Origin of the sequence: Candidatus Magnetominusculus dajiuhuensis (assembly GCF_046044395.1) — a bacterium.
Lineage (GTDB): Bacteria > Nitrospirota > Thermodesulfovibrionia > Thermodesulfovibrionales > Magnetobacteriaceae > Magnetominusculus > Magnetominusculus dajiuhuensis.
In genome coordinates this window covers 18,350-42,261 of the sequence record NZ_JBJUSG010000005.1, presented here as the reverse complement: position 1 = coordinate 42,261, position 23,912 = coordinate 18,350, and the positions used below count along the sequence as shown (strand labels likewise).

Sequence of the window (23,912 nt, the reverse complement as noted above, 5' to 3'; positions counted from 1 at the left end):
GGCAGCCCAAACTTAATAGATAAAGCTTGGCAAAAATACGGGGTGAAGGGGAGGTTACCTCCCCTTCGTCGTTAATCCTTAATCCTTTTTTAGGACTTGACGGGTACTTGTTTTTTTTTGAAATTTTTTAGTATGATTGCAGTTCACGATGAGTTATGAATGTTTAATGCTGATTACATAGAATAAAATATTTCCTGAGGAGGAGCAATGTCATTTTTGAGTAAGTATCTGGACGAACCAAAGATTGCGTATTTTTCTATGGAGATAGGCCTGAAGGACGATATACCGACGTATAGCGGGGGCCTTGGGATTTTAGCGGGTGATACGATTAAGTCTGCCGCCGATTTGAGTCTGCCGTTTATCGCTGTCACCCTTATGCACAGGAAGGGTTATTTCACACAGGATTTCGATGAGACCGGATACCAGTTGTCAAGGGATGTCGTATGGGACCCCGCGAGATACATGACGCTTGCTCCGGCTAAGGTCACTATCAAACTGGAGGGCCGCACGATTTATGTTGCGGCGTGGACGTATATCGTGGAAAGTTTAAGGGGTGGATCGCTGCCCGTATTCTTCCTGGACACTGACCTGCCTGAAAACAGCCCTGAAGACAGGGAGCTGACGCACCACTTATATGGTGGAGACACCTCATACAGGATCAAGCAGGAGGCAATCTTAGGGATAGCCGGCGTTAGAATGCTTAAGGAACTCGGCTTTACGGTCAAAAAATATCACATGAACGAGGGTCACGCGTCGTTTCTGACGCTTGAGCTGTTGCATGAACGCAAGAAAGACATTGAGTCCGTATGGGACGAATCCCTTATATGGGACTTCGACTCTGTAAAAGAGATATGTGTTTTCACCACGCATACCCCCGTTGAGGCCGGGCATGACAAGTTCACCTATGACATATACCACAGGGTGTTGGGCGACTACTTCCCTGAGAAGGTGATTCGTTGGCTTGCCGGCGATGAGAATCTCAACATGACACTACTTGCCCTGAATCTCAGCAACTACGTTAATGGCGTGGCCAAAAAACACGGCGAGGTCTCTCAAAACATGTTCCCCGGTTACAGAATAAACGCCATTACTAACGGCGTGCACTCCTACACATGGACAAATGAGCATTTTAAGCGCCTGTATGACAAATACATCCCCGGCTGGGCAAATGAACCGGAAATATTTGTGCGTGTGGAGACTGTTCCAGACGAGGCAATCTGGAATGCCCACCAGGACGCCAAGAGAGATTTAATAAACTACGTGAACAACAACTGTAACGCGGACATGGACGTCAACACGCTCACAATAGGTTTTGCCAGAAGATTCGCGACCTACAAGCGCGCAAACCTGTTATTCTCAGACATTGACCGCCTCGTAAAAGTCGCCGGAGGCAGAGTACAGTTTGTCTTTGCCGGCAAGGCGCACCCTAAGGACGAGGGGGGCAAGAAACTCATCCAAAATATCTTTAGCTATGCCAAAGAGTTGAAGGGGAAACTGAAGCTCGCCTTCATCAAAAACTATAAAATGGACATCGGCCTTATGCTCTCAACAGGGGTGGATGTGTGGTTGAACAACCCGCTTAGGCCACTGGAGGCCTCCGGCACAAGTGGAATGAAATCCACCCATAACGGCGTTCCCAATTTCAGCGTCCTTGACGGCTGGTGGATAGAAGGGCATATTGAAGGCTACACCGGGTGGTCAATCGGTCCTGCCCCGACAGAGATTGAACCCGACGAGAGTATGAATAAAATTGATGCCGACGACCTCTACGACAAGCTTGAGAATGTCATCATCCCGACCTACTACAACGACAAGAAGAAGTGGATATTCATCATGAAAAACACGATAGGCAAAAACGCCTACTACTTCAACACCCACAGGATGATGAGAAGATACGTCACAGAGGCCTATATCAGATAGCTACACAGCGGAATCTCCGGCGCAGCCTCACAGCACGGGGGCGCGCCGGAGGTATTAAGGTATATCCAGGTTTTTCTGAGCAATCAGGAGGTTGCTTTGGGTTCGCGCGTAATCGGCAGGGAATTTGTCGGCTGTCCAGATTTTCAGTGCCTCTTCATATGCCTCAATTGCACGGGTTAACATTTCTTCTTTGTCCCTTACCTTTGACAGGTTTCTGTATGCGGCGCCGAGATTATTTTGTGTCGCCGCGTAGTCAATAGGGAGTTTGTCGGCGGTTCTGATTTTCAGCGCCTCCCCATATGCCTCAATAGCACGGGTTAAATTGTACTCCTTATCCCGAATCTGCGACAGTTTCCTGTATGCGACGCCAAGGCTGTTTTGAGTCCTGGCGTAATCTATGGGATATTTCTCAACAGTTCTTACCTTCAGTGCCTCCCCGTATGCCTCAATTGCAAGGTCTAAGTTCGCCTCTTTATCGCATACCTGCGATAGGCCGGTGTATGCGTTTCCAAGATTATTTTGAGTCGTCGCGTAGTCGGCTGGAAATTCTTCCTCAGTTCTGATTACAAGGGCATCCTCGTATGCCGCAATGGCAAGGCTCAATTTATCCTCTCTGTCGCGCACCTCTGACAGGCTCTGATAGGCGTTTCCGAGGCTGTTCTGAGTTGTGGCGTGCTCAGCGGGAAATTTGTCAGCCGTTCTGATGATGAGAGCCTCAAGGTATGCCTTAATAGCAAGGGTTAAATTCATCTCTTTATCGCGTATTTGCGCGAGGATAGCATAGGTATTTCCCAGGTTGTTTTGAGTTGCCGCGTATTCCACAGGATATTCCTCAATCGTTCTGATTTTCAGCGCTTTCTCAAAGGAGATTATTGAGAGTTTCAGATTATCTTCTTTATCTTTTACTAAAGATAAGGAGTAATAACATAACCCTTCTCCATGATGTATTCGGGCGTACAATCGGGGATATTTGTCTGCGGACAGGGTGTCTAATATCTCTTCATATATATCCAAAGCCTCATTCGGATTAATCTCCCGAACCTTTTCAGCATTTTCAATCTTAGACATAATTATCCCTTTTTCCTTATTTTTCTTTGAGCTGTGCAGCCAGTACGCGGTTAATATCCCTGCCAATCCTAACAAAACACCGGCAATAATGTAGGTCTCCGCCGCGGTCAGCGTCCTCAGTATACCCATCTCTCAGCGCCTCCATATCCCTATTATAATAGCTATACATATAACAACGATACATAATACCATAACTAAATTCACCGTTGCAACGTCATTTTTGGGGGATGTTGACAATTTTATGATATTGAAGTAAAATACCACTGGTTAGATGAGCCGCAGTTTCGGCGGCTGTAAGAAAATGGCCATTGGCCAATACATATAACGCGTGTTACGGAGGTTGTAATGGCAGATATAAAGCCCGATGAGATTCTTGACACTAAGGGGTTGAATTGCCCCATGCCGGTATTAAAGACAAAAAAGGCCATTGATGCCCTGGCGTCAGGGAAGGTACTTGAGGTTCAATCAACCGATGCCGGTTCAAAGTCGGATATTCCGGCCCTTTTGAGCAGATTAGGCCATGAACTCCTTGAAACGAAAGAAAACGGAAACGTTATATCTTTTTTTATTAAAAAGGCATAAGAAATACGGCAGTTACTGCCTAAACATTATGCTTGTTTTTGCCGATGGAATACCTATGGTGTAGGTGGTGCTGTCCGGTCGGTTTACGCTGTAGGCCGGGTTAGCGCGTCACGGCATTATGACATACAACCGGTTAATGGGTTGCCGGTTAACATGGAAAGTTAAAGGGGGTGGAGTTGCGCCGTGTGCAGGCCTTTTGGGCGGCGGACTTAATTGACGGCAGAAATTGTGCCGCAGGATATGCTTAGAATATTTAAGAGGGTGATTATAGCTGTCCTGTCGGCTGCGGGGTGCATGGCATTGTGTGCCGCGGCCGACGCCGATATATACAAGTTTATCGACGCCAATGGGGTTGTCTATTACACTGATGTGGCTAAAAGTCCTAAATATGTGAGGTTATTCAAGTCCCCCCCGAAACAAACGGAGCACTCCGACACTAAGCCACCAGCAAAGGTGGTGGTAACCGGCAGTTTGGATAAACTGGCCGCCGCGCCCACAAGCGCCGACAAACCAAAGCAAGCTGTCCAGTCGGCAGTGCCAGCGCCTACCGGCAGTAACGACGTAAAACAACAGGCCGCAAACCTTAAGGACTACGAGGAAATCGTACACCTCAAGGCGGCGCAACACAACATTGACCCAAGCCTCCTGAAGGCGGTAATAAAGGCCGAGTCAAACTGGAATAGCGACGCCCTGTCTCCCAAGGGCGCTATGGGGCTGATGCAATTGATGCCGGGCACGGCAAGTCTGCTGTCTGTCAACAACCCCTATGACCCTACTCAGAATATAGACGGCGGTGCCAGATATTTGAAATACTTGTTGGCTAAATTTAACGGTAACGTATCCTTAGCCCTCGCCGGTTACAACGCCGGCCCGAATGCCGTTGACCGCTACGGGACAATCCCCCCCTATGCGGAGACTCAGGAATATGTGGCTAAGGTGCTGAGCACTTACAATGGCGGCAACTATCAGCCATATTGCCCCCGTTCATATAGCCAGGGTGCCAGCCAGAGCCTCGACTCACACATATTCAGGGTGGCCATGCCAGACGGCACTGTGCTCTATACGAACACACCCCAGTATGTTAATAAGCCGTTGTCGGGAAGGTTTTAGCAGGCCATGAGCGAATCCCCTGAAAATCTGAAGGAAAAGATACAAAGACTTAAAGAGCAGAGAAACGCGCTGATTATTGCCCATAACTACCAGCGGGACGAGGTACAGGAGATTGCCGACATGACGGGTGATTCCCTTGAGTTGTCAAGAAAGGCCGCGTCAACAGACTGTGATGTAATTGTGTTTTGCGGCGTTAACTTTATGGCCGAAAGCGCCTCAATACTGTCGCCTGACAAGGTGGTGCTGCTGACGGCCTATGATGCCTTCTGCCCGATGGCGGATATGATTAGTGTCGGCATGGAGAGAGAGCTGTATGAGGCGTTCCCCGGATACAAGGAGCCACCGCGGTATGTATATCCGGTTAAATATACGCTTGCAGATATTAAAAGGGACTATCCCGGCGTGCCTGTTGTGGCCTACGTCAACACAACCGCCGAGGTGAAGGCGGAAAGTGATATATGCTGCACATCGGCAAACGTCGTGGAGGTCATTGAATCCCTCCCTGATGAGCGGGTAATCTGTGTACCGGATAAGAATTTGTCCGCATGGGCGGCAAAGAACACGAAAAAAGAGATAATATCATGGGACGGCTACTGCCATGTGCACGACAGGATAAGGCCGTCGGACGTCGAAAAGGCCAGAAAGGCCCATCCCAACGCCATCCTTATGGCTCACCCCGAGTGTAGGCTCAACATACTGGAAATGGCGGACAACGTGGCAAGCACGTCGGGGATGCTGAAATTCGTGGCGAAGTCGTCTTCGGTGGAATTTATCGTAGGGACGGAGATGGGACTGCTTTACAGGCTGAGAAAAGAAAACCCTGACAAGGTGTTTTATCCCCTTAGAACAGACATGGTGTGCCCAAATATGAAAAAAACCACCCTCGAATCCGTCTATGCCTCCCTGAAAGAAATGAAACACGTAGTGAAAGTAAGCAGTAAAACACGGGAGTTGGCATGGAAGGCCCTCAATAGAATGCTTTCGCTGTAGCGGCGCAGACCGCCCCCATGCACACAATCAGACACGCAGAATATTAACACAAAAAAATAGTTCAGCTTTTTTAAATCGCCTTAGTGTATAATATACTGACAGAAATGAAGAGACTTATTCTAATAGTTGACGATTCAGCCAGTGTAAGACAGCTTGTCGGCCTGACGCTGGCCAATGCCGGTTACGAGGTACTGGAGGCGGTTGACGGCGGCGATGCCCTTGCTAAATTAGACGAATTAGTCAAGTCAAAGGACAAAAAGGTTGATATGATGTTCGTTGACATCAACATGCCGAACATGAACGGCCTTGAGTTTGTTATACAGGCACGGCAAATACACGCGTACCGCTTTATCCCAATAATTATGCTGACCACAGAGGCTCATGTCTCCAGAAGGCACGAGGGGAAGCTGGCAGGGGCCACCGGCTGGATCATAAAGCCGTTCAAACCAGAACAATTGTTAAACCTCCTGACTAAATTTTTGGCCTGACTCAGGACATTTCGTCTTTGCTATGACACTTTGTTAAATTCATGTTGACCAATTGGCGGGCAAAATTTTATCCTTAACAGTATGAGCAAACTATGGTCTGGCAGATTCACAGAAGAAACGGCAAAGAGCGTCCAGGACTTTACTGAGTCCATTTCGTTCGATAAACGGTTGTGGGATGAGGACATCAGGGGATCTATAGCACACGCAATGATGCTTTCAGAACAGGGTATTATAGCAAAAGAAGAGGCAGACGAAATAATTACCAACCTTGGCGCAATCGGAGTTGAGCTCACGTGGGATGAATTCAAGTTCGACAATGCCGTTGAAGACATCCACATGCATATAGAGGCCGAACTTATTAATTTCTGTCCTGAAACTGGGAAAAAACTCCACACTGCGCGATCAAGAAACGACCAAGTAGCTCTCGACATAAGACTCTATCTCAGAGACGCAACAGATGATGTTATAAAACTAATAAAAATATTTCAAAAAACCTTAATAGGGATTTCACAAGCCAACATAAATACGATAATGCCCGGCTATACACATATGCAAAGGGCACAGCCAGTTACGCTTGCCCATCATCTCCTTGCATATGTGGAGATGTTTGAAAGAGACAAGGAGAGATACAAAGACGCCTACAAAAGAATAGACACGCTTCCACTTGGGGCATGTGCCCTTGCCGGAACTACATTAAATATAAATAGGGAGAGCGTGGCAAAGCAGCTCAAGTTTAAGCGCATCTCAGACAACAGCATTGATGCCGTTTCAGACAGGGACTTTGTTATCGAATTCATATCCAATTCTTCGATTCTGATGATGCACATGAGCAGAATGGCCGAGGAATTGGTTTTGTGGAGTACGAAGGAATTCTCTTTTATCGAAATATCTGATGCCTATACAACAGGCTCATCCATTATGCCGCAAAAGAAAAACCCCGATGTTGCCGAACTCATCAGGGGTAAGACCGGCAGGGTTTATGGCGCATTGGTTTCCATACTTACGACGATGAAGGCCCTTCCGCTGGCTTACAACAGGGATATGCAGGAAGACAAAGAGCCGCTTTTTGACGTTATTAAAACAGTAAAAAACGTCCTAATTGTTATAAACGAAATGTTTAAACACATTAAATTCAACAAAGAACGTATGCGAAAAACCGCCGCCGAGGGGTTTTCTCTGGCAACCGATTTGGCCGAATATCTGGTAACAAAAAAAATGCCGTTCAGAGAGGCGCATGAAGTCACTGGCAACATCGTCAAATATTGTGTTGATAAGTCTATGGATCTCCATGAATTGACGATTGAAGAATTTAAGACATTCTCAGATTTGATTGATAATGATATATACTCACGCCTGACCGTTGAGGCATCGGTGAAGGGCAGGAAATCATACGGCGGGACTGGAGAGGTTGAAGAGCAGTTAATAAGGATTCGTGAGAAAGTTGATAAGAACTGGACAGAGGAATGATAGAGGAATGAAAAAGGGATGAAAAAAATAATCATAATTGCCATCGCGGCGCTGTTGTCGTTTGTATTAATATCATGCGGACATAAAGGGCCGCCCACGCTTAAGGAGACCAGTGGTGCCGAAAAGAAGGAAGCCCCACCGCAAAAACCGCAGGGGGAGTTAAGCCCGTACGAAGAGGACACCAGCCGTTTGAGACCCCAATAACGCAAGGGGAGAAATAGGGGGTGATAAACAATATGAATGAGACAATCTTAAAAATAGTAAGAGAGAGTATTGCCGTAAAGGAGAGGTTTTTTAACGAAAACTCCGAAAAGGTAGCCGAGGCAGCCAGGACTATCGCCGACGCCTTCAGTAAGGGCAGGAAACTCCTGCTGTTTGGCAACGGTGGCTCCTCAAGCGACGCCTCTCATATCGCCGCCGAATTCATAAACAGATTCAAGCGTGAGCGCCCCGGCCTTCCCGCCATTGCCCTCAACACAGATATGGCCGTGCTGACCTCAATTGCCAATGACTACGACTTTTCCGACATATTCGCCCGTCAGGTAAAGAGCATCGCCGACACAGGGGATGTTGTTATTGCGATAAGCACAAGCGGCGGCTCAAAAAATGTATTGAAGGCCGTTGACGCGGCAAAAAAAAAGAAACTCACGGTGATTGCCTTCACAGGGGCTAAGGGGATAAAATTCGCGGAGAAATCCACAATTGCCTTTATTGTGCCATCGGAGGACGCCGCGCGCATCCAGGAAACTCATATAACGATTGGGCATGTGATATGTGAACTTGTGGAGACGATACTGTTTGAGTTTCCCGCAAAGAAGACAAAGCAGGCCGTAAGCGCGGCTAAATCGTAAATAAACAGCATGTCCATTAAGACGGCAATCGGCATTGACCCGGGCAGTATCGTGTGCGGCTACGGAGTGCTGAGAAAAGAGGGCAAGTCAATCGTCTATGTGGCATCAGGAGAGATAGCCGTCCCTAAGGGGCAGCCGCTCCCAAAGAGATTAAAACGCGTATACGAGGGGCTGAGGGAGGCGATAGACACATATAGCCCCGATGAGGCCGTGGTTGAGAAGATATTCTTTGCAAGCAACATTAAGGCCGCCCTAAGCCTCGGACATGCGCGTGGGGTGGCGCTGCTTTCGGCGTCGGTTGTTGGCATCCCCGTGTTTGAATACAGCCCGCTTGAGGTGAAAAAGGCGTTAACGGGCTACGGCAGGGCGGAGAAATCGCAGGTAATGGCCATGATAAAGGCGATTTTACATATAGACATCGCGCTGTCACCAGACAGCTCAGACGCGCTCGCCCTCGCCCTTACACACCTTAACATGACGGAACTCTATGGCATCGGGAAACCTTAAAACCCTCCTTGACGGGTTTTATTCAACATTCGATTTCGGCGAAAGGGTTAATAATGACCCTATTGAGTTCCCGCGCCGATGTACCTACCGGCAAGATATAGAGGCGGCTGGTCTTATAGCGGCCTGCCTTGCCTACGGTAAAGTAGAACTGTTTAAGCCGGTAATAGGGAAAATCCTCTCTATGATGGGGTCAAGTCCGGCGGATTTTCTGCGGGAGTTTGACATAAAGCGCCAGGCGTGGCTCTTTTCGGGGATTTCGTACAGGTTTAACAAAAACGAGGACATAATCGCCTTTATTTACATCCTGCACAGGGCGATAGTCACACACGGCTCAATAAAAAACGCCTTCATGCGATCATTTCATGGCTCAATATATGAGGGGCTGGGGGAATTTTCTGATGGTATGCTCTCAACAAACACATCGGCAGTCTATGGCAGTAACGTCAAACCACCGGGGTTGCGCCAGCTCTTTCCATCGCCATATAAGGGTGGGGCGTGTAAGCGATTTAATATGTTTCTGCGCTGGATGGTCAGAGACGCCGACATTGACCTTGGCATATGGACAGAAATCCCCAAAAACTCGCTCATCATCCCCCTTGATACGCATATTGCAAGGATCTCACGGTGCCTTGGCCTGACAAATCGAAAGGGTAACGACTGGAAGACGGCCGTGCAGATAACAGAGGCCCTGAGGCGCCTCGACCCTGACGACCCGCTCAAATACGACTTCGCCCTGTGCCACCACGGCATATCAGGGGCGTGTGGTGCCATGCGTGATGACAACATCTGTAAGTCATGTGCTATTTATACCGGCTGATGGGGCGTCAGATTATTAAAGCCAGCCTTTGTCAAAGAGGCCGTAGCCATCCATAATAAGAACCCCTAACCATAATATCAAGAAAATCAGAGGATGATATTTCGCAAATAGAAGACTATTTAGATGAATATCATCCCGTCTTTCTACGGCTGTGGGTGAGATTGAAAGATAATGGCGATCGATTGTATGGGCTCCTATTTCAGGGCACCTTCCTGTTCTGCACCACCTTCTGCAACCCATTTTGCAACCAGTTTTGCAATCCAATATCAACTGCTTTATGAATTTGTATTTCTTATCATGCCACATGTTTATGGTTGTTATCGCACCATAAATAGCTGGCCAAATAAGTAGGGTGGTTGAGAAACCGAGTATGGGAATTATGTATAAAAAATAATTTACAGGAGGAACTGTGTGCCCAAGACAAGTGGTAAAAGAGATAATTAGAAAGGATTGACTTAACATATACCAGCTCATTCTATGTGTTAATAATTCATGTTCAACCTTCTTCTGTTCTCCATAATACTTAAAAAGGTCAATATTATCTCTACGCTCTTCAGTCATAATGCCTCCTTATTTTTGATTACTATCGCACTCCACTTGTATAGAAACACCATGAAGGCTGCAAACAACCCGAAACCAACGACGATCATCAGTGTCCACTTACACGTTGAAAATTTACAGCATTTGTAAATACCAATTTCTGGCCATAATATTAAGAAAACACAAGGAATGGCGCGCGAGAAAAGCAAACTATATTCATGAATAACATCATCTCTGATAAAATAATCATCAAAAAAATCATCACGCTCAATTTTGCGCTCTTTCAATTCATCGTGGTGTTGGCTTAAAAGGCGGCGTTTTTTATTTATATATCTATTCGCAGTGACATGTGCCCCCTCAAGGGACGGAATAATCATCGCAGAGGTAACGAAGCCGAGGGCGGCTATCACATACAAAAACCAAGTTTCGGAAGTAGGCGGTGTAGAATACTTGGGATCAAGACAAACAGCAAAAGCAGAAATCAAAAAAGATTGACCTAGCAAATACCAGCCCATTCTCAGCCCTAATAAGTTGAACTCATGCTTTATCTCGTTGCGATAAAAGTCCAATAATTCAAAATTGCTGGAGGGCGTATTCACTCTGGCTCCCCCGCGCAGAGACCAGCTACCGTTTGAATGAGGATTTCGCCTCCAGTACACGACTGGTATTATGGGCAAGGCCAACCCCCTTTAGAATTTATTTGCAAAATACCGTACCCGCTGCCTGGTTTGTACCTTCCATTCCCCTATCCTTCCTCTACGCACACACTGTCTTCAACCAACTCTTCCAGCCATGCTGACAATCTATGTTTGTATTATACATAATATTATTTTTTTGTCAACAAAAATAATCAATTAAATAATATATTATATAGTGTTACAACAATGTAACATCTTAATGTTACTCATATGTAATAAGCCTGTTACTCATATGTAACAACGCTGTTGCGTTATGACAACGCTGAGCTTGAATTATTTTGTAGCGACGTTAGCTATTTTTTAATGACAGCAGATTGCCGTATTCCCCCGTTTTTTGATATTATATGATATGCGTTTGATATTATATGACATGCGAAGGATATTGTTATTTCTCATCCTCTTTCTTATGGCGGCGGCCTCAGCCGGGGCGTTTGTTGGGACGCCGGACAACATATCAAAGACACAGGAGAGTATTTCGGGGCTGCCATTAGGGCAGAGGATTGCCTTTTGGGCGGAGCAGTTTGTTGGCACCCCCTATGACACAGACCCGCTTGGCGCGTATGTGCGTAACAAGGTCATTGTATATGACGGCGCGGTTGACTGCATGTACCACACGTTCAGGGCGGTGGAACTATCCAGCGGAGTCACCCCTGATGGGGCGGTAAACGCTGCCCTGAGGTTGCGCTTCAAGGGCCTCGGCACACTTGATGAGGCAGGCAAGGTAACAAACTATGATGATAGGTTTGAATATGCCGAGGACATGATCTTAAGCGGCAAATGGGGGAAGGACATTACCGCAGAAATCGGCACTGCGGTCAAGATAAAGGGTGCGCGGGGGATTGAGTCCACGGAGATTCTCCCAAAAGACGCCATTATTGATTCAATAGACAAACTAAACAGTGGCGACATCATCTATTTTATCAAGGCCGTTGAGAAACGCGTCGTTGGTGAAATCGTTGCCCACCTGGGGATTATAAAAAAAGAAGGCGGCAAGGTCTATCTCATTCACGCTAGCGGCAGGAAAAACGCACAAACGCCAAGCTATGTAAAAGAACTCCCCTTTGAGGATTATGTCAGACAAATGTCCTTTGTCGGTATCAAAGTTACGAGGTTTTAAACAGCCCGGTGCGAAATACGGGTGAAGGGGGGTTACCCCCCTTCGTCTTTAATCTTTGTTGTTAATCTTTGGCCCGTTACTCAATAATTCGGGCTACCTTATAGAAGCGTTCGGTCTTGTCGGGGGCATTTGAGAGGGCGGCGCCTCTGTCAAGCGGTGTCTCTGTGTGGTCTTCACGGTAGATGTTTTTCAGAGGAAGTATGTGTGATGTCGGCTCAATGCCTGTGGTGTCCAGCTCGTTGAGTTTTTCAATGTACAACAGGATATCATTTAACTGCCTGCCAAGCATACCGGTTTCCTCAGCGCTCAACTTTAGGCGCGATAGTGCGGCTATGTGCGTTACATCCCTTTCTGTTATCTTATCCGCCATCTATATTTTCTCCAGATTCGCATACTTCAGCGCCAGCCGCTTCACCCCTATTTCGGGGAAATTCACTGTTACCTTGATGTCGTTTTTCTCGCCGTAACAATCCCTGATAACGCCGATTCCCCATTTGGGGTGTTTTACGCGGCATCCCGTGTTATATGGGAATTCCACAGGGGGCAGCGGCACCTTGGAGGACGCGTTTGCCGGGATGGCGTTTTTCTCTATCCACAGGCAGCAGTCCTTGGGGATGTCCTTCAGGAAACGCGAGGGTTCCTGATTCTGAAACTTGGCGTATAACCGCCGCTTCCTTGCACCGGTCATAAATAAGATGTCCTTGGCGCGGGTCATTCCGAGATAAAAAAGCCGTCTCTCTTCGTCCAGCTCTTCATTAGTCTCTGTTGCCTTAAAATATGGAATAAGGCCGTCTTCAAGACCGCTTATAAACACAACGGGGAATTCCATCCCCTTGACGTTATACAGGGTCATCAGGGATACGGCGCTGCTGCTCCTGACGTCGTCGTTGGCGGTGGTGAGAGATACGTTTGCGAGAAATTCGCCTAATGGCAGATTTCCTGAGCGGAACATTATCTCTGAGATGTCGTTTAATGAGCCTTCGTCAAGGGCCTCTATAAAGCTGGTGTGAGTAGAAACCAGCTTTATCCCTTGGGAAAGGGTAATATCCTTTTTTTCGGAAAGCACGTCGAGCAGCGACAGGAAATTAGCGAGTTTTTCCTTTATCGCGGAGGAAAATCCCTTCCCTGTGCAGAGCTTTACGATGGCCTTGTACAGGCTTATGCCCTCTTTTTTTGCCTCGTTTTCTATCTTATTCAGTGAGTTGGCGGTAATTCCCCTGTTGGGTTGGTTTATAATCCACCTAAGGCTGACGTTGTCGTCCTTGTTCCATATCATCCGTAAGTATGAGATTAAATCCTTGGTCTCCCTTTTGTGGTAAACCGCAGTGCTGCCTATTATCTTAAACGGTATCCTCTCGTTTTTTAGTGCCTCCTCAATTACCCTCGACTGGAGGTTCACCCTGTAGAGAATAGCGATGTCGCTGTACGAATAATTCCCCTTCAGATAGAGGTCCTTTATGTTTTTCGCTATATACTTAGCCTCATCCTCCTCGGACATGAACCAGTAGTGGCACACCTTCTCGCCGGCTTTTTTGTCTGTCCACAGGAGTTTAGGTTTTCTGTATGTGTTTTTTGATATGACACTGCCGGAGACTTGCAGTATGTTTTGCGTACACCTGAATGACTGCTCAAGCCTCAGGAGCTTCGTATTTGCAAAATCAGTCTCATACTTTGTCAATATATTCCCCGCCTCAAACTCACGGGACTTATAAATAGTCTGGTCATCGTCGCCAGCCACGAAGATGTTGTCACCGGCAAGCAGTTTAAGGAACTGGTACTGGGCATAGGTGGTATCCTGAAATTCATCAACCAGTATGTAGGAAAATATCTCGCGATACGTGCCTAAAATCTCCGGATGTTCTTCAAATAACCTTATTGTGTATGAGATTAAATCGTCGTAGTCAAGGGCGTTTGTCTTTCTCATCTCGTCCTGATAGCGGACATAGACCTTCAGGAGTTTTTCGTCGAAATCGAAATTGCTATACGTACTGAGCAGCTCGTCGGGGGTCAGGAGTGAGGATTTGAAGTATCGTATCTTGCTGGAAATGCCCTTGTACAGGGCCTCGTAGAGTTTCATATCGTTGAGAATATGGCGAATCAGCCTGCACTGGTCCTCAGTGTCATATATTACATAATCCTCCGTAATCCCAATGGAGGCCTTCTCCTTTAGCAGTATGCGATTGCACTGTGAGTAAAATGTCCCTACCCATGCACCCTTGAGATTGTTGCCGGGGTCGCCGCCTATCTCGCAGGCAATCCGGTCTCTCATCTCATCGGCTGCCTTATTTGTGAGCGTTACCGCAAGCATGGAACCGTACTTTTTCTTGTCTTTGTTGTAAAGGTGGGCATATTTGTGGGTTATGAGCTGAGTCTTTCCACACCCTGCCCCCGCTAAGACAAGCACCGGGCCGTCCATATAATCTATGGCTGCCTCTTGTTGCTCGCTTAACTTATCTAACGCAAGATTCTTTGTCATTTCCTCTAACTCCTATGATAACAAATTTCACCTTGATTTAGTTTTATTTCTGCTGCACCATTAAGCCCTTACTGCCCACTCAACTTGTCTAACGCAAAATCCTCTGTCATTCCTCCCAACTCCCGGAACTCTTATAATAACAAATTTCACCATATTTTAGTTATATTATTTTATTCCACAGTTACGCTCTTGGCCAGGTTTCTCGGCTGGTCAACGTCGCAGCCTCTTATTACCGCTATGTGGTATGCCAGGAGCTGCAGCGGCAGCGCCATGACAATCGCGTCGAGGAATCTATTTGAGCGCGGCACTAATAAAAAGTAATCAGACAACTCCCTGACCCCGTCGTCGTCCTCGTTTGAGATAACCACCGTCTTGCCGCCCCTTGATTTTACCTCCTGGATATTCGATATGACCTTTTCGTACAGTGTATCTTTCGATAGGAGAATGACAACCGGCAGGCCCTCGTCTATAAGGGCAATCGGGCCGTGTTTCATCTCACCGGCAGGGTAGCCCTCGGCGTGTATGTAGGAGATTTCCTTTAGTTTCAGCGCCCCTTCAAGGGCAATAGGAAAGAGAATTCCACGGCCTAAAAACAGAAAGCCGGTGGATTTGGACAACTGCCGCGCTATTTTCTCTATCTCGGCGTCGGCTATGAGGACGGTCTCTAACAGGGCGGGGATATGAAGAAGCTCATCTAAGTCCGACGGGCCTTCTTTAAACAACTGTGCGGACAACTGCCGCCCCACACTTGCCACAGACTTTATATCCAGTGCGATGGACAACAAATACAGCGACACCAGTTGGGTTACAAACGCCTTCGTGGAGGCCACGCCGATTTCAGGCCCGGAATGTGTATAAAACACGTAATCGGATTCCCTTGAGGCGGTGCTGCCTACCACGTTACATATGGCCAGGGTCTTAGCGCCACGCCTCTTTGCCTCTTTGAGGGCGGCAAGTGTGTCCGCTGTCTCGCCTGATTGCGTTATGGCGATAAATAAATCGCCTACGCCTATTATCGGCCTACGGTAGCGAAACTCTGAGGCGATGTCAACCTCCACAGGTATCCCCGCCAATTCCTCTATCATGTACTTGCCGCACAGGGCGGCGTGCCATGATGTGCCGCAGGCGACTATGAATATCTTCTTTGTTGACCTTATCTCATCTTCGCTAAGTCCAAATTCGTACAAATTAACAGTTCCAGTGCTGAGATTGGCGCGGCCTGTTATTGTATCCGCGATGGCGCGGGGCTGTTCAAATATCTCCTTGAGCATAAAATGCCGGTAGCCGCCCTTTTCCGCCATTGATGGGCTCCAGGTTATCTTTACCGGTTCTCTGTGTACTAACGAACCCGCCGCATCGTGTATTATCACGCCTTCTCTTGTAAGGACTGCCATCTCGCCGTCCTCCATGAAGATGACGTCGCGTGTGTGGCTCAAAAAGGCCGGCACGTCTGAGGCGCTAAAAAACTCCCCGTCGCCCAGGCCAATGACAAGCGGGCTGTCCTTTTTGGCGCATATTATCTTGCCCTGTTCTTTTTCACATATCACGTTTACCGCGTATGAGCCGTGCAGGAGTTTTATTGCCTCCAATACTGACTCTTCGAATGAGCTGCCCTTTTTGTAAAACGACGCTATCAGGTGGCACATGACCTCGGTATCTGTTTCGGAGTTAAACACTGCCCCTTCTTTTATGAGCGCCCTTTTGAGTTCGATATAATTTTCTATTATCCCGTTATGTACGATGGCTATGCCGTCCACCCTGTGTGGGTGGGCGTTGATTTCTGACGGGCCGCCGTGGGTTGCCCACCTGGTATGACCTATTGCGACATTGCTTTTTACGCTTTGCAGGGCGGGTTTGTCCATCAGTTCTTTTATCTTCCCTTTACAGCGGACTATCTCCATCAGGCCATTGTCTTCCCTGATGAACGCAACACCGGCGGAGTCATACCCCCGGTATTCGAGTTTCCTTAGTCCTTCAAGGGTTATCTCTATCGAATTATTATGTCCTATGTATCCTATTATTCCACACATGGTCCCTCCGCCCTCACTATTTATGTTTATCTGTGGTGAACTTTGCCTTAACCCAGTCCAAAATTGCGCGCTGCCTTACGCGGCTTATCGCCAGCGCGTTATCGGGGACATCCTGCGTTATCGTTGAGCCTGCCCCTACGAAGGCACCCTTGCCTATTGTCACGGGGGCGACCAACTGCGAATCGCTCCCTATGAATACGTTGTCTTCTATTACCGTTTTGAATTTATTTACACCGTCGTAGTTGCATGTTATTGTACCGGCGCCGATATTTACGTTGTCACCGACGGCGGCGTCCCCTATATAGGACAGGTGTGAGGCCTTTGTGTTGTAGCCAAGCGTGGAGTTTTTTATCTCAACGAAATTCCCTACTTTGGCCTTCTTTCCTATTGCCGCCCCTGGCCTTAGATGGGCAAACGGCCCGACGGCCGCCCCAGTATCTATCTTTGAGTTTTCTATCAGCGTTGAGTCCTTCACCACAACGTCGCGCTCAATAGTGGAATCCACGATTCTCACGTTTGGATATATTACACAGCCCTCGCCTATCACGGTCTTTCCTTCTATGATTACGTTTGGATATATAATCGTATCGCGCCCAATTGACACATCAGGGCAGATGAGCGTGGTGTTTTCGTCCATCAGCGTAACGCCCTCGTCCATCCAGTGCCGGTTAATCCTACGCTTCATGGCGTTTAGGGCCTGCAGCAGCTCCGCACGTGAGTTTATCCCTATGAACTCGTCCTCGTCAAACATCTTTTGAGCCTCGACTTTCAGGCCATTTTCACTGGCGATTGAGACGATGTCAGTGAGGTAGAACTCACCCTTTTTTTCGTTAATTTGAATCTTGTCTAAAAGCGGCAGGGCGTCTTTACTGAATACATAGATGCCGCTGTTAACCTCGTTTATTTTTCTTTGCTCCTGGGTGGCGTCAGGATTTTCTATGATAGATTTGATAGTACCATCGGGATTTCTGATTATTCTGCCGTAAGACGATGGGTCTTTTGATACGAAACTCAGCACCGTGACGGCATTGCCGCCCTGGATGTGTCTGTCAATCAGGCCCTGCAGGGTTTCCCCCCTGATAAGGGGCGCGTCTGCTGTCATTACCAGCGTATAGTCAAATTGCTCGCCATTAAGGCCGCCAAGCCCTGATTTAAGGGCATCCGCCGTGCCAAGCAGGCTGGTCTGAAAAGCAAATGACACCATCGGGTCTGCCTTAAATATGCCTTTGAGGCTTTCCTCTGAGTGCCTTCCTATGACAAGGACAACTTTCGATATCCCTGCGACGGCCTTAACCGCCTCTATTGAGTATGTGGCAATAGGTTTACCCATTAAATTATGGACAACCTTGGGCGTTGCTGATTTCATCCTCTTGCCAAGTCCGGCGGCAAGGACAACGGCACAGGTTTTCATAGGCTTGTCCTCCAGTACGCTAAGATTTCAGCTCCACGACACAGTTTACGACAATCATCTGTGAGCCGCGTATGAGTTTAATTGGGATGACATCCCGTGGTTTTTTATCTTTGAGTGCCTTAGTTAAATCCTGCAGGGAGTGAATCTTCACGCCACCGGCCTCGACGATTATATCTCCGCCGAGGTAGATGACCGTGCCGCTGATTTCCACGGGCTTATTGCCCCCCTTAATGCCGGCCTTGTGGGCGGGGCTGTCCTGGACAACCTGAGAGACCAGTACCCCCGTGCTTACGGGAAGGCCAAGCGCCTTTGAGAGCTTTTCCCAAAGAGGAACGCCGACAATTCCAATCCACGGCCTTCTTATCTTGCCGTGTTTAATTAAATCAGGGACGAGCGCGCGGGCAACGCTTATCGGGATGGCAAACCCGATACCCACGTTGCCGCCTGTGGGGGTGAAGATGGCGGTTGTTATTCCTATCATCCTGCCGCTGGTTTCGATTAATGGGCCGCCGGAGTTGCCGGGATTAATGGCCGCGTCTGTTTGAATGACGTTGTCAATTACCTTGCCTGACCCTGTGGTCAGTGGGCGGCCAAGGGCGCTTACAATGCCCCTTGTCATTGTGGAGTTCAGCCCAAACGGGTTTCCTATGGCATAGACATGCTGCCCGACTTGCAGGGAATCAGACGCACCCATTTCGAGGGCCTTAAAGGCGGTATTGCTGTCAGTTATTATTTTTATCACGGCAATGTCGTTGTCCTGGTCAGCCCCTATGAACTTCGCGGGGTATTTTGTCCCGTCAATCATTGTTACGCCTATCTCGGTGGCGTCCTCAACGACATGGTAATTAGTCAGCACGAAGCCGTCGGGGGTTATAATCGTCCCGGAGCCGGAGCCTTTTTGAGGGTACACAGAGAAAAAATCCTGCACCATTGTCGTAGTGGTTATGTTGACAACAGAGGGGCTTGCCTGTTTGTAAATGGAGATTGAGGTCTCCTCTTCGGGGGTCATCCTGCCTGCGGCGAAGGCGGGGGCAATGCCGATAAGTAATAATCCAACTAATAATAGGGATATAAATAGTAAACAGCCCCCACTCGCCAGTAAATAACGGCCTTTCGGCGGCACCACAAATGAAGGCCGACATATCGTCTCTCGGCGTGGTGGGTATTCCCTCATTGAATTTACTATGACAGCTCCTCGTCGGGCATCTCGAAATTGACGTGGACATTCTGGACGTCTTCCAGTTCGTCGAGGGCGTCAATAATCCTCATCATCTTCTGCGCCGTGGGGTTATCAACTGTAATATAACTGCCGGGAATCATTGTAATCTCCGCGGAGGAGACAGGGATTGCCGCTTTCTCTAAATGTGCCTTAACGGCGGGCATATCCTCGGCGGTGGTTATGAGTTCGAACATGTCGTCGTCGGGGTCATTTTTCAGATCATCCACGCCAGCCTCAAGGGCCTCTGACATGAGCGCGTCTTCGGTGACGGCCTTTTTGTCTATTAGGAGACAGCCTTTTTTGGAGAACATCCAGGCGACACAGCCGGACTCACCCAGGGTTCCCCCTTGTTTGGTGAGGGCGTATCGTATCTCTGCCACAGTCCTGTTTTTGTTGTCGGTCATAGCCTCGATAAGAATTGCAATTCCGCCCGGACCGTAGCCTTCGTAGATTATCTCTTCGTACATCGCGCCGCCAAGCTCACCGGCGCCTTTTTGGACAGCCCTTTTGATGTTATCAAGGGGCATGTTGACTTCTTTGGCCTTGTCAATAGCGGTACGCAGACGGGGATTGCCTTCGGGGTCTGACCCGCCCATCCTTGCCGCGACGGAGATCTCTTTAACCAATCTGGAGAATACCTTACCCCTTTTTGAGTCTGTGACAGCCTTTTTCCTTTTGATACTTGCCCATTTTGAATGGCCTGACATTAAAATCCCCCGATGTCGTTTTTATTGAGCAGATATTACTTTCACGGCTATATTATATCAAATATTGGCGGCTTATGCAAATAAGCCATGGAATTTTATTGGAGACGCTGCCCGAAAACCAAACGTCAGGTGCTGTCCACAATGGTGGGTGGCAACCTAAAGCAGCTCAATAAATTCGGCGACCATAAGGTGTGAATGTCGAATTATCGCCCTCAGTGTACCTCTGTCTAATGTGTCGTGGATAGGAACGACAAGCTGAGCTTGCGGATTATCTCTGTATAAAACAACATGGCTCCCCCGCTGCCTTATTTCGCGGAACCCAATTTTCTCAAGAGCCTTTATACATTGATGGCCGGAAATACACGGAAGTTTCATACCATAAGGACTTCAAGGGTGTCTTCAGGCACATTATGTTCTCTTTCCATTAGCACCTCAACATAAAGCCCTATGGCTTCTTTAACATTTGCTATAACTTCTTCTTTGGTTTTTCCCTGAGTGACACATCCGGGCAATGACGGACATTCAGCTATCCAGTAGCCGTCGTCGCCGGGGTATATTATTACTTGTCTCATAAGAATATTCTACTCTCAATCATGCAGGTTTGTCGATACATACAAGTCCGTTTGTTTTATTGCCGCCGCTGACTCCGCATGAATATAAACGACAGACGCAGTATGAAACAATGGCAGTTCGCAGAGCGCGGAAACATTTCCAGCCTGCAAACCGTAAAAACCGGCACGGTTATTGAGATATGATTACAAATAATGTTACCTTTGTGTAACGTTGTTACTTTTCGGTAACATAAATACGACATATACCTGTATTTAAAAGATATAGTTAAAATAAAATAATATTTATGTTGACAAATAAAACCATGCATGGTACACTTAGTTTCATGTTGCTACAATATAGCATTGTGGTGGGCAAGGTTACTGATTAACTATGGAGGTTAGATAGATGAGTGCGGATAGTGATAAAAATATAGACCAATTTATTTTATTGACAAAAAGGGAGCAAATTAGAAAAGCAGAGTTGCTAGATGATAAGTATAATCCATTTTTGGAGGATTATTTAACAACTGTTTCAGATTATGTCAGCACTAATCAAGAATTTTATGCAGAACAGATAGGTTATCATGGGGATATGAACAAGAATCACAGCTTTATAAAATTTTTTATTAAGAGAGATTCATTGAACTATAAAAAGCCTTCTTGCGTTGTATTAAAAGGTGATGTTGGAATTGGTAAAACTACATTTTTAGAGTGGTGGCAAGATCAGGATGACAGATATTTTCGTAGTTCTAAGATAAATATCAATAATTCAGAATCATCATACCACTTAAAAAATAATCCTTATGCTATGTATTATATTCATAAGAAAATGTCTACTGATTTTGTACATAAACTATCTTCTAATACTGATTTTCGTAAAACACTATCGTCTAATATTGCTAAAATTAAAGATGCTTGTCAATGTGAGACTAACTATAACTATGAACAAGGATTTATTAACCAGTCAGAGGAATTTATAAAATTGTTTCCCGATATTGGCTATAATCATTTGCTTACATGTGTAATAAGAACCATAAATACAGTATTTGGGAAATCTGTGTGGTTACTCATTGATAATGTTGACAAGGAAGCCCTTGATATACAAGAACAATTTATAAGGGGCGGGCTTTCGACGCATGAAGCGATTATTGAAAAAGCAAGGTCATATAGCTGGGCTGTTAGTTTTCATGTTGTCATTACTTTACGACCTGAGACGTTAAAGTGTTGGTCTTTTTATGAAAAGAATTTTCAGGATATAAAATATCGAGAGCCAGATGTTTTGCAAATAGCTAAAAAAACACTTTCTAAGGCGTTTGATGAAGCCGCTTCAGAATATGAGCTATCGACATCATCAATCGAAATTAGAAGTTTTAAATTTAATTCTGCGAAAGATCTGGCTGATCATATCAAGCAAAGAATAGAATTGTGCACATCTTGGGGCCGTTGGCCTTATGACATGGTCGCAAATACTTGGCATAGCCGTTTGGTAAACTGGAATGTCAGAAGATTTATAAAAATGTGGGCTCATTTTATTTTATCGGACAACTTTTTTAGATTATGGGCTTTTAAGGACGATGAACAGGTATCATTGACTACGTCACCTTTCACATACATAAGAATGTTAATACGTGGTCAATTTAATCACTTTGTTGGAAACACAAGTATTGATGGAGTAGGCGACAATCCTGATTCGCCTTTGTTTTTTAATTTATTTGGTGCGCCTTCTGACTTATGTATGGATACTGATAAAATCATTAATAATTATTTTATTTATTTAAGGATTCTTCAATATCTTACGACACATAAAAGACCTGTCTTATACATGACACTTAAAAATGATCTTAAACCATTTTATGATGAGGATATTATAGATAAATCAGTTAAAGTATTGCTTTGGGCAAGGTTATTGGAAGAAACTATTAGTGGATCCAGGAATCTTGGTGATGAAGGCAATTGGGAGAAAATAATAATTGCGGTCAATTCTAGTATTGAAATATCTCCTTCAGTTGACGTTTACTTTGAGTGCCTATTATCAGAATATGGATATATTTATGAAATGGCTATGGTGAGTTATCAGCAGAAAAATAAATACCATGATGAAAACAGTATTTCCGAAGATATACGTAAGAATGCACGAAAGGAGCAATATGTATTAGCATTTCTGCTTAGTTGTCATCGCATATTGATTCATAATTTAAGCTCTTACAAGGATAATGGCATGATTCCATTATTTAAAAAAAATTTTATTTCTCCAAATCATTTGTGTAGACCATGGGATAGTGCTATAACGGCATGTATAAAAGCTCTAAAACAAAAGTCAAGAGCTAGCACAAACGGAGAAGATAGGGTAAACGCATTAGAGCAAATAATTAAGGAAATGGAAATATTAATGGAATACGGCAAAAATGAAATAAGGCAATATATCGAAGATATATATGATTAAAAAAATATATGCTATGATAATATTTCTAATATTAATACGAATGATGCCTGTTGATTCGTATAGTGCGGATAATAAATATTTTAGTATATTATCATTAAATTCATCAGTGGTGAGAAATGAGGCTATCAAAATAATGTTGTTCCTGCCCGTAAAATCATCAGAATATTCCAGATGGAAATTTTGTCTTAATTCCAATGGAACTATTAATGAAAATGAGGAAGGAACTCTGGGCAATGTAGCTGTTATGCGGTCAAAGGACATCGTAGTATCGAAAGAGGGTAATTATAGAGCAATCCTTTTATTAACTGATGACAATAATACTATAGTAACAGCTAAAACAGAAGAAATAAAGGTAACAGATTCCAGAGCTGATAAAATACTAATCAATATTATAAGTATAGTATTTGCCACAGTCACTGGATTTGGAATATATTGGCTAAGGCTGTTACTAACAAATTGGCATAGCAATAAAATAAAAGAAAAGTATTTTAATGAAATATTGAGCTGTTTGATTAGAATAATACGAGAAAATATTAAATCTAATAAAAGAGACTTTAATCTTCCTGATTGGTTGACAGATCCGCAATCTTCTACATATACAGATATTATTTTAAAAAAATATAGGGACATTTTTTTTGAGATACGCGAGAGCATACTGTCCTACAAAAAACAGCATAGTACTGCGAATGAATTAGAAGATACACTAACTAAACATGGTTTATAATATACTGAGGGGTATTCCGGGGACACTATACTGAATTCAATCTTGACACTGTGGATTCATAGGGGATTACGTAGCAAAGAATTTAAACAGTGCAACCATAACAGCCGTTTGGCTTATCCAGAAGAGAAACATCCACTTGATTATATCGGCCTTGACGTTGGCAGTCTCAACCGCAACTTGCTTGTCTCTTCGGTTA

General features: G+C 45.8%; 24 protein-coding genes. 13 read left to right on the top strand and 11 right to left on the bottom strand.

All coding sequences use genetic code 11. The annotated features are described in order from the left end of the window. The first annotated feature begins 207 nt into the window (after nt 1-207). A complete protein-coding gene (gene glgP, locus AB7D94_RS01505) occupies nt 208-1,920 on the top strand; it encodes an alpha-glucan family phosphorylase (protein WP_420263891.1) in 1,713 nt (570 codons plus the stop codon). 54 nt (nt 1,921-1,974) lie between these two features. On the opposite strand, the gene AB7D94_RS01500 is transcribed toward glgP, so the two are convergent. Then, entirely contained in the window at nt 1,975-3,117 is a 1,143-nt protein-coding gene (locus AB7D94_RS01500; RefSeq protein ID WP_420263890.1) for a tetratricopeptide repeat protein, read from the bottom strand. A gap of 216 nt (nt 3,118-3,333) precedes the next feature. Here AB7D94_RS01500 and AB7D94_RS01495 point away from each other — a divergent pair, with 216 nt between their 5' ends. The 9 genes from AB7D94_RS01495 (at nt 3,334) to AB7D94_RS01455 (ending at nt 9,800) form a co-directional block, all read left to right on the top strand. After that, complete coding sequence (locus AB7D94_RS01495; protein ID WP_420263889.1) at nt 3,334-3,570, top strand: sulfurtransferase TusA family protein; 237 nt, start codon at nt 3,334-3,336, stop codon at nt 3,568-3,570. Between the two features lie 213 nt (nt 3,571-3,783). After that, complete coding sequence (locus AB7D94_RS01490; RefSeq protein ID WP_420263888.1) at nt 3,784-4,680, top strand: transglycosylase SLT domain-containing protein; 897 nt, start codon at nt 3,784-3,786, stop codon at nt 4,678-4,680. Between the two features lie 6 nt (nt 4,681-4,686). Then, nucleotides 4,687-5,670, top strand: a complete 984-nt coding sequence (gene nadA, locus AB7D94_RS01485; protein ID WP_420263886.1) for a quinolinate synthase — start codon at nt 4,687-4,689, stop codon at nt 5,668-5,670. A gap of 104 nt (nt 5,671-5,774) precedes the next feature. Next, complete coding sequence (locus AB7D94_RS01480; RefSeq protein WP_420263885.1) at nt 5,775-6,158, top strand: response regulator; 384 nt, start codon at nt 5,775-5,777, stop codon at nt 6,156-6,158. 81 nt (nt 6,159-6,239) lie between these two features. Further along, a complete protein-coding gene (gene argH, locus AB7D94_RS01475; RefSeq protein WP_420263884.1) occupies nt 6,240-7,625 on the top strand; it encodes an argininosuccinate lyase in 1,386 nt (461 codons plus the stop codon). 18 nt (nt 7,626-7,643) lie between these two features. Beyond that, nucleotides 7,644-7,829, top strand: coding sequence for a hypothetical protein (locus AB7D94_RS01470; RefSeq protein WP_420263883.1), 186 nt, complete (start codon nt 7,644-7,646; stop codon nt 7,827-7,829). A 32-nt stretch (nt 7,830-7,861) separates the two neighbouring features. After that, nucleotides 7,862-8,476: a D-sedoheptulose-7-phosphate isomerase gene (locus tag AB7D94_RS01465; protein ID WP_420263882.1), complete on the top strand. Its 615-nt coding sequence runs from the start codon at nt 7,862-7,864 to the stop codon at nt 8,474-8,476. Between the two features lie 9 nt (nt 8,477-8,485). Further along, nucleotides 8,486-8,983 carry a crossover junction endodeoxyribonuclease RuvC gene (gene ruvC / locus AB7D94_RS01460; protein WP_420263881.1) on the top strand — a complete coding sequence of 166 codons (498 nt, stop codon included), beginning with the start codon at nt 8,486-8,488 and terminating at the stop codon, nt 8,981-8,983. Further along, nucleotides 8,964-9,800, top strand: a complete 837-nt coding sequence (locus tag AB7D94_RS01455) for a TIGR02757 family protein (protein ID WP_420263880.1) — start codon at nt 8,964-8,966, stop codon at nt 9,798-9,800. The genes ruvC and AB7D94_RS01455 overlap by 20 nt, the downstream gene beginning before the upstream one ends. A gap of 15 nt (nt 9,801-9,815) precedes the next feature. Here the strand turns inward: AB7D94_RS01455 and AB7D94_RS01450 are convergent, their stop codons facing one another. Next, nucleotides 9,816-10,361, bottom strand: coding sequence for a hypothetical protein (locus AB7D94_RS01450; protein WP_420263879.1), 546 nt, complete (start codon nt 10,359-10,361; stop codon nt 9,816-9,818). Then, nucleotides 10,358-10,939, bottom strand: a complete 582-nt coding sequence (locus tag AB7D94_RS01445; protein ID WP_420263878.1) for a hypothetical protein — start codon at nt 10,937-10,939, stop codon at nt 10,358-10,360. The genes AB7D94_RS01450 and AB7D94_RS01445 overlap by 4 nt, the downstream gene beginning before the upstream one ends. 448 nt (nt 10,940-11,387) lie before the next feature. Between AB7D94_RS01445 and AB7D94_RS01440 the strand changes: the two genes are divergently transcribed. Next, nucleotides 11,388-12,155 (top strand): hypothetical protein, encoded by a 768-nt coding sequence (locus AB7D94_RS01440; RefSeq protein WP_420263877.1) that lies wholly within the window; start codon nt 11,388-11,390, stop codon nt 12,153-12,155. A 76-nt stretch (nt 12,156-12,231) separates the two neighbouring features. On the opposite strand, the gene gatC is transcribed toward AB7D94_RS01440, so the two are convergent. The 8 genes from gatC to AB7D94_RS01400 all read right to left on the bottom strand — a co-directional run bounded on the left by gatC (nt 12,232) and on the right by AB7D94_RS01400 (nt 20,570). Then, nucleotides 12,232-12,525 carry an Asp-tRNA(Asn)/Glu-tRNA(Gln) amidotransferase subunit GatC gene (gatC, locus tag AB7D94_RS01435; RefSeq protein WP_420263876.1) on the bottom strand — a complete coding sequence of 98 codons (294 nt, stop codon included), beginning with the start codon at nt 12,523-12,525 and terminating at the stop codon, nt 12,232-12,234. Next, complete coding sequence (locus tag AB7D94_RS01430) at nt 12,526-14,631, bottom strand: UvrD-helicase domain-containing protein (RefSeq protein ID WP_420263875.1); 2,106 nt, start codon at nt 14,629-14,631, stop codon at nt 12,526-12,528. A gap of 170 nt (nt 14,632-14,801) precedes the next feature. Beyond that, nucleotides 14,802-16,661 carry a glutamine--fructose-6-phosphate transaminase (isomerizing) gene (glmS, locus tag AB7D94_RS01425; RefSeq protein ID WP_420263874.1) on the bottom strand — a complete coding sequence of 620 codons (1,860 nt, stop codon included), beginning with the start codon at nt 16,659-16,661 and terminating at the stop codon, nt 14,802-14,804. Between the two features lie 16 nt (nt 16,662-16,677). Continuing rightward, on the bottom strand, nt 16,678-18,072 hold the full coding sequence (glmU, locus tag AB7D94_RS01420; RefSeq protein WP_420263873.1) for a bifunctional UDP-N-acetylglucosamine diphosphorylase/glucosamine-1-phosphate N-acetyltransferase GlmU: 1,395 nt from the start codon (nt 18,070-18,072) through the stop codon (nt 16,678-16,680). 19 nt (nt 18,073-18,091) lie between these two features. Next, nucleotides 18,092-19,081, bottom strand: coding sequence for a S1C family serine protease (locus tag AB7D94_RS01415; protein ID WP_420263871.1), 990 nt, complete (start codon nt 19,079-19,081; stop codon nt 18,092-18,094). A gap of 173 nt (nt 19,082-19,254) precedes the next feature. Next, the gene (locus AB7D94_RS01410) at nt 19,255-19,998 is read right to left on the bottom strand and encodes a YebC/PmpR family DNA-binding transcriptional regulator (RefSeq protein ID WP_420263870.1); all 744 of its coding nucleotides are present in this window, start codon (nt 19,996-19,998) and stop codon (nt 19,255-19,257) included. Nucleotides 19,999-20,154: 156 nt separating this feature from the next. Beyond that, nucleotides 20,155-20,373 (bottom strand): type II toxin-antitoxin system HicA family toxin, encoded by a 219-nt coding sequence (locus AB7D94_RS01405; protein WP_420263869.1) that lies wholly within the window; start codon nt 20,371-20,373, stop codon nt 20,155-20,157. Next, the gene (locus tag AB7D94_RS01400; RefSeq protein ID WP_420263867.1) at nt 20,370-20,570 is read right to left on the bottom strand and encodes a type II toxin-antitoxin system HicB family antitoxin; all 201 of its coding nucleotides are present in this window, start codon (nt 20,568-20,570) and stop codon (nt 20,370-20,372) included. The genes AB7D94_RS01405 and AB7D94_RS01400 overlap by 4 nt, the downstream gene beginning before the upstream one ends. A 385-nt stretch (nt 20,571-20,955) precedes the next feature. On the opposite strand from AB7D94_RS01400, the gene AB7D94_RS01395 reads away from it, so the two are divergent. After that, on the top strand, nt 20,956-22,992 hold the full coding sequence (locus tag AB7D94_RS01395; RefSeq protein WP_420263866.1) for a hypothetical protein: 2,037 nt from the start codon (nt 20,956-20,958) through the stop codon (nt 22,990-22,992). Next, nucleotides 22,985-23,716, top strand: a complete 732-nt coding sequence (locus tag AB7D94_RS01390) for a hypothetical protein (RefSeq protein ID WP_420263865.1) — start codon at nt 22,985-22,987, stop codon at nt 23,714-23,716. The genes AB7D94_RS01395 and AB7D94_RS01390 overlap by 8 nt, the downstream gene beginning before the upstream one ends. Nucleotides 23,717-23,912 lie beyond the last annotated feature (196 nt).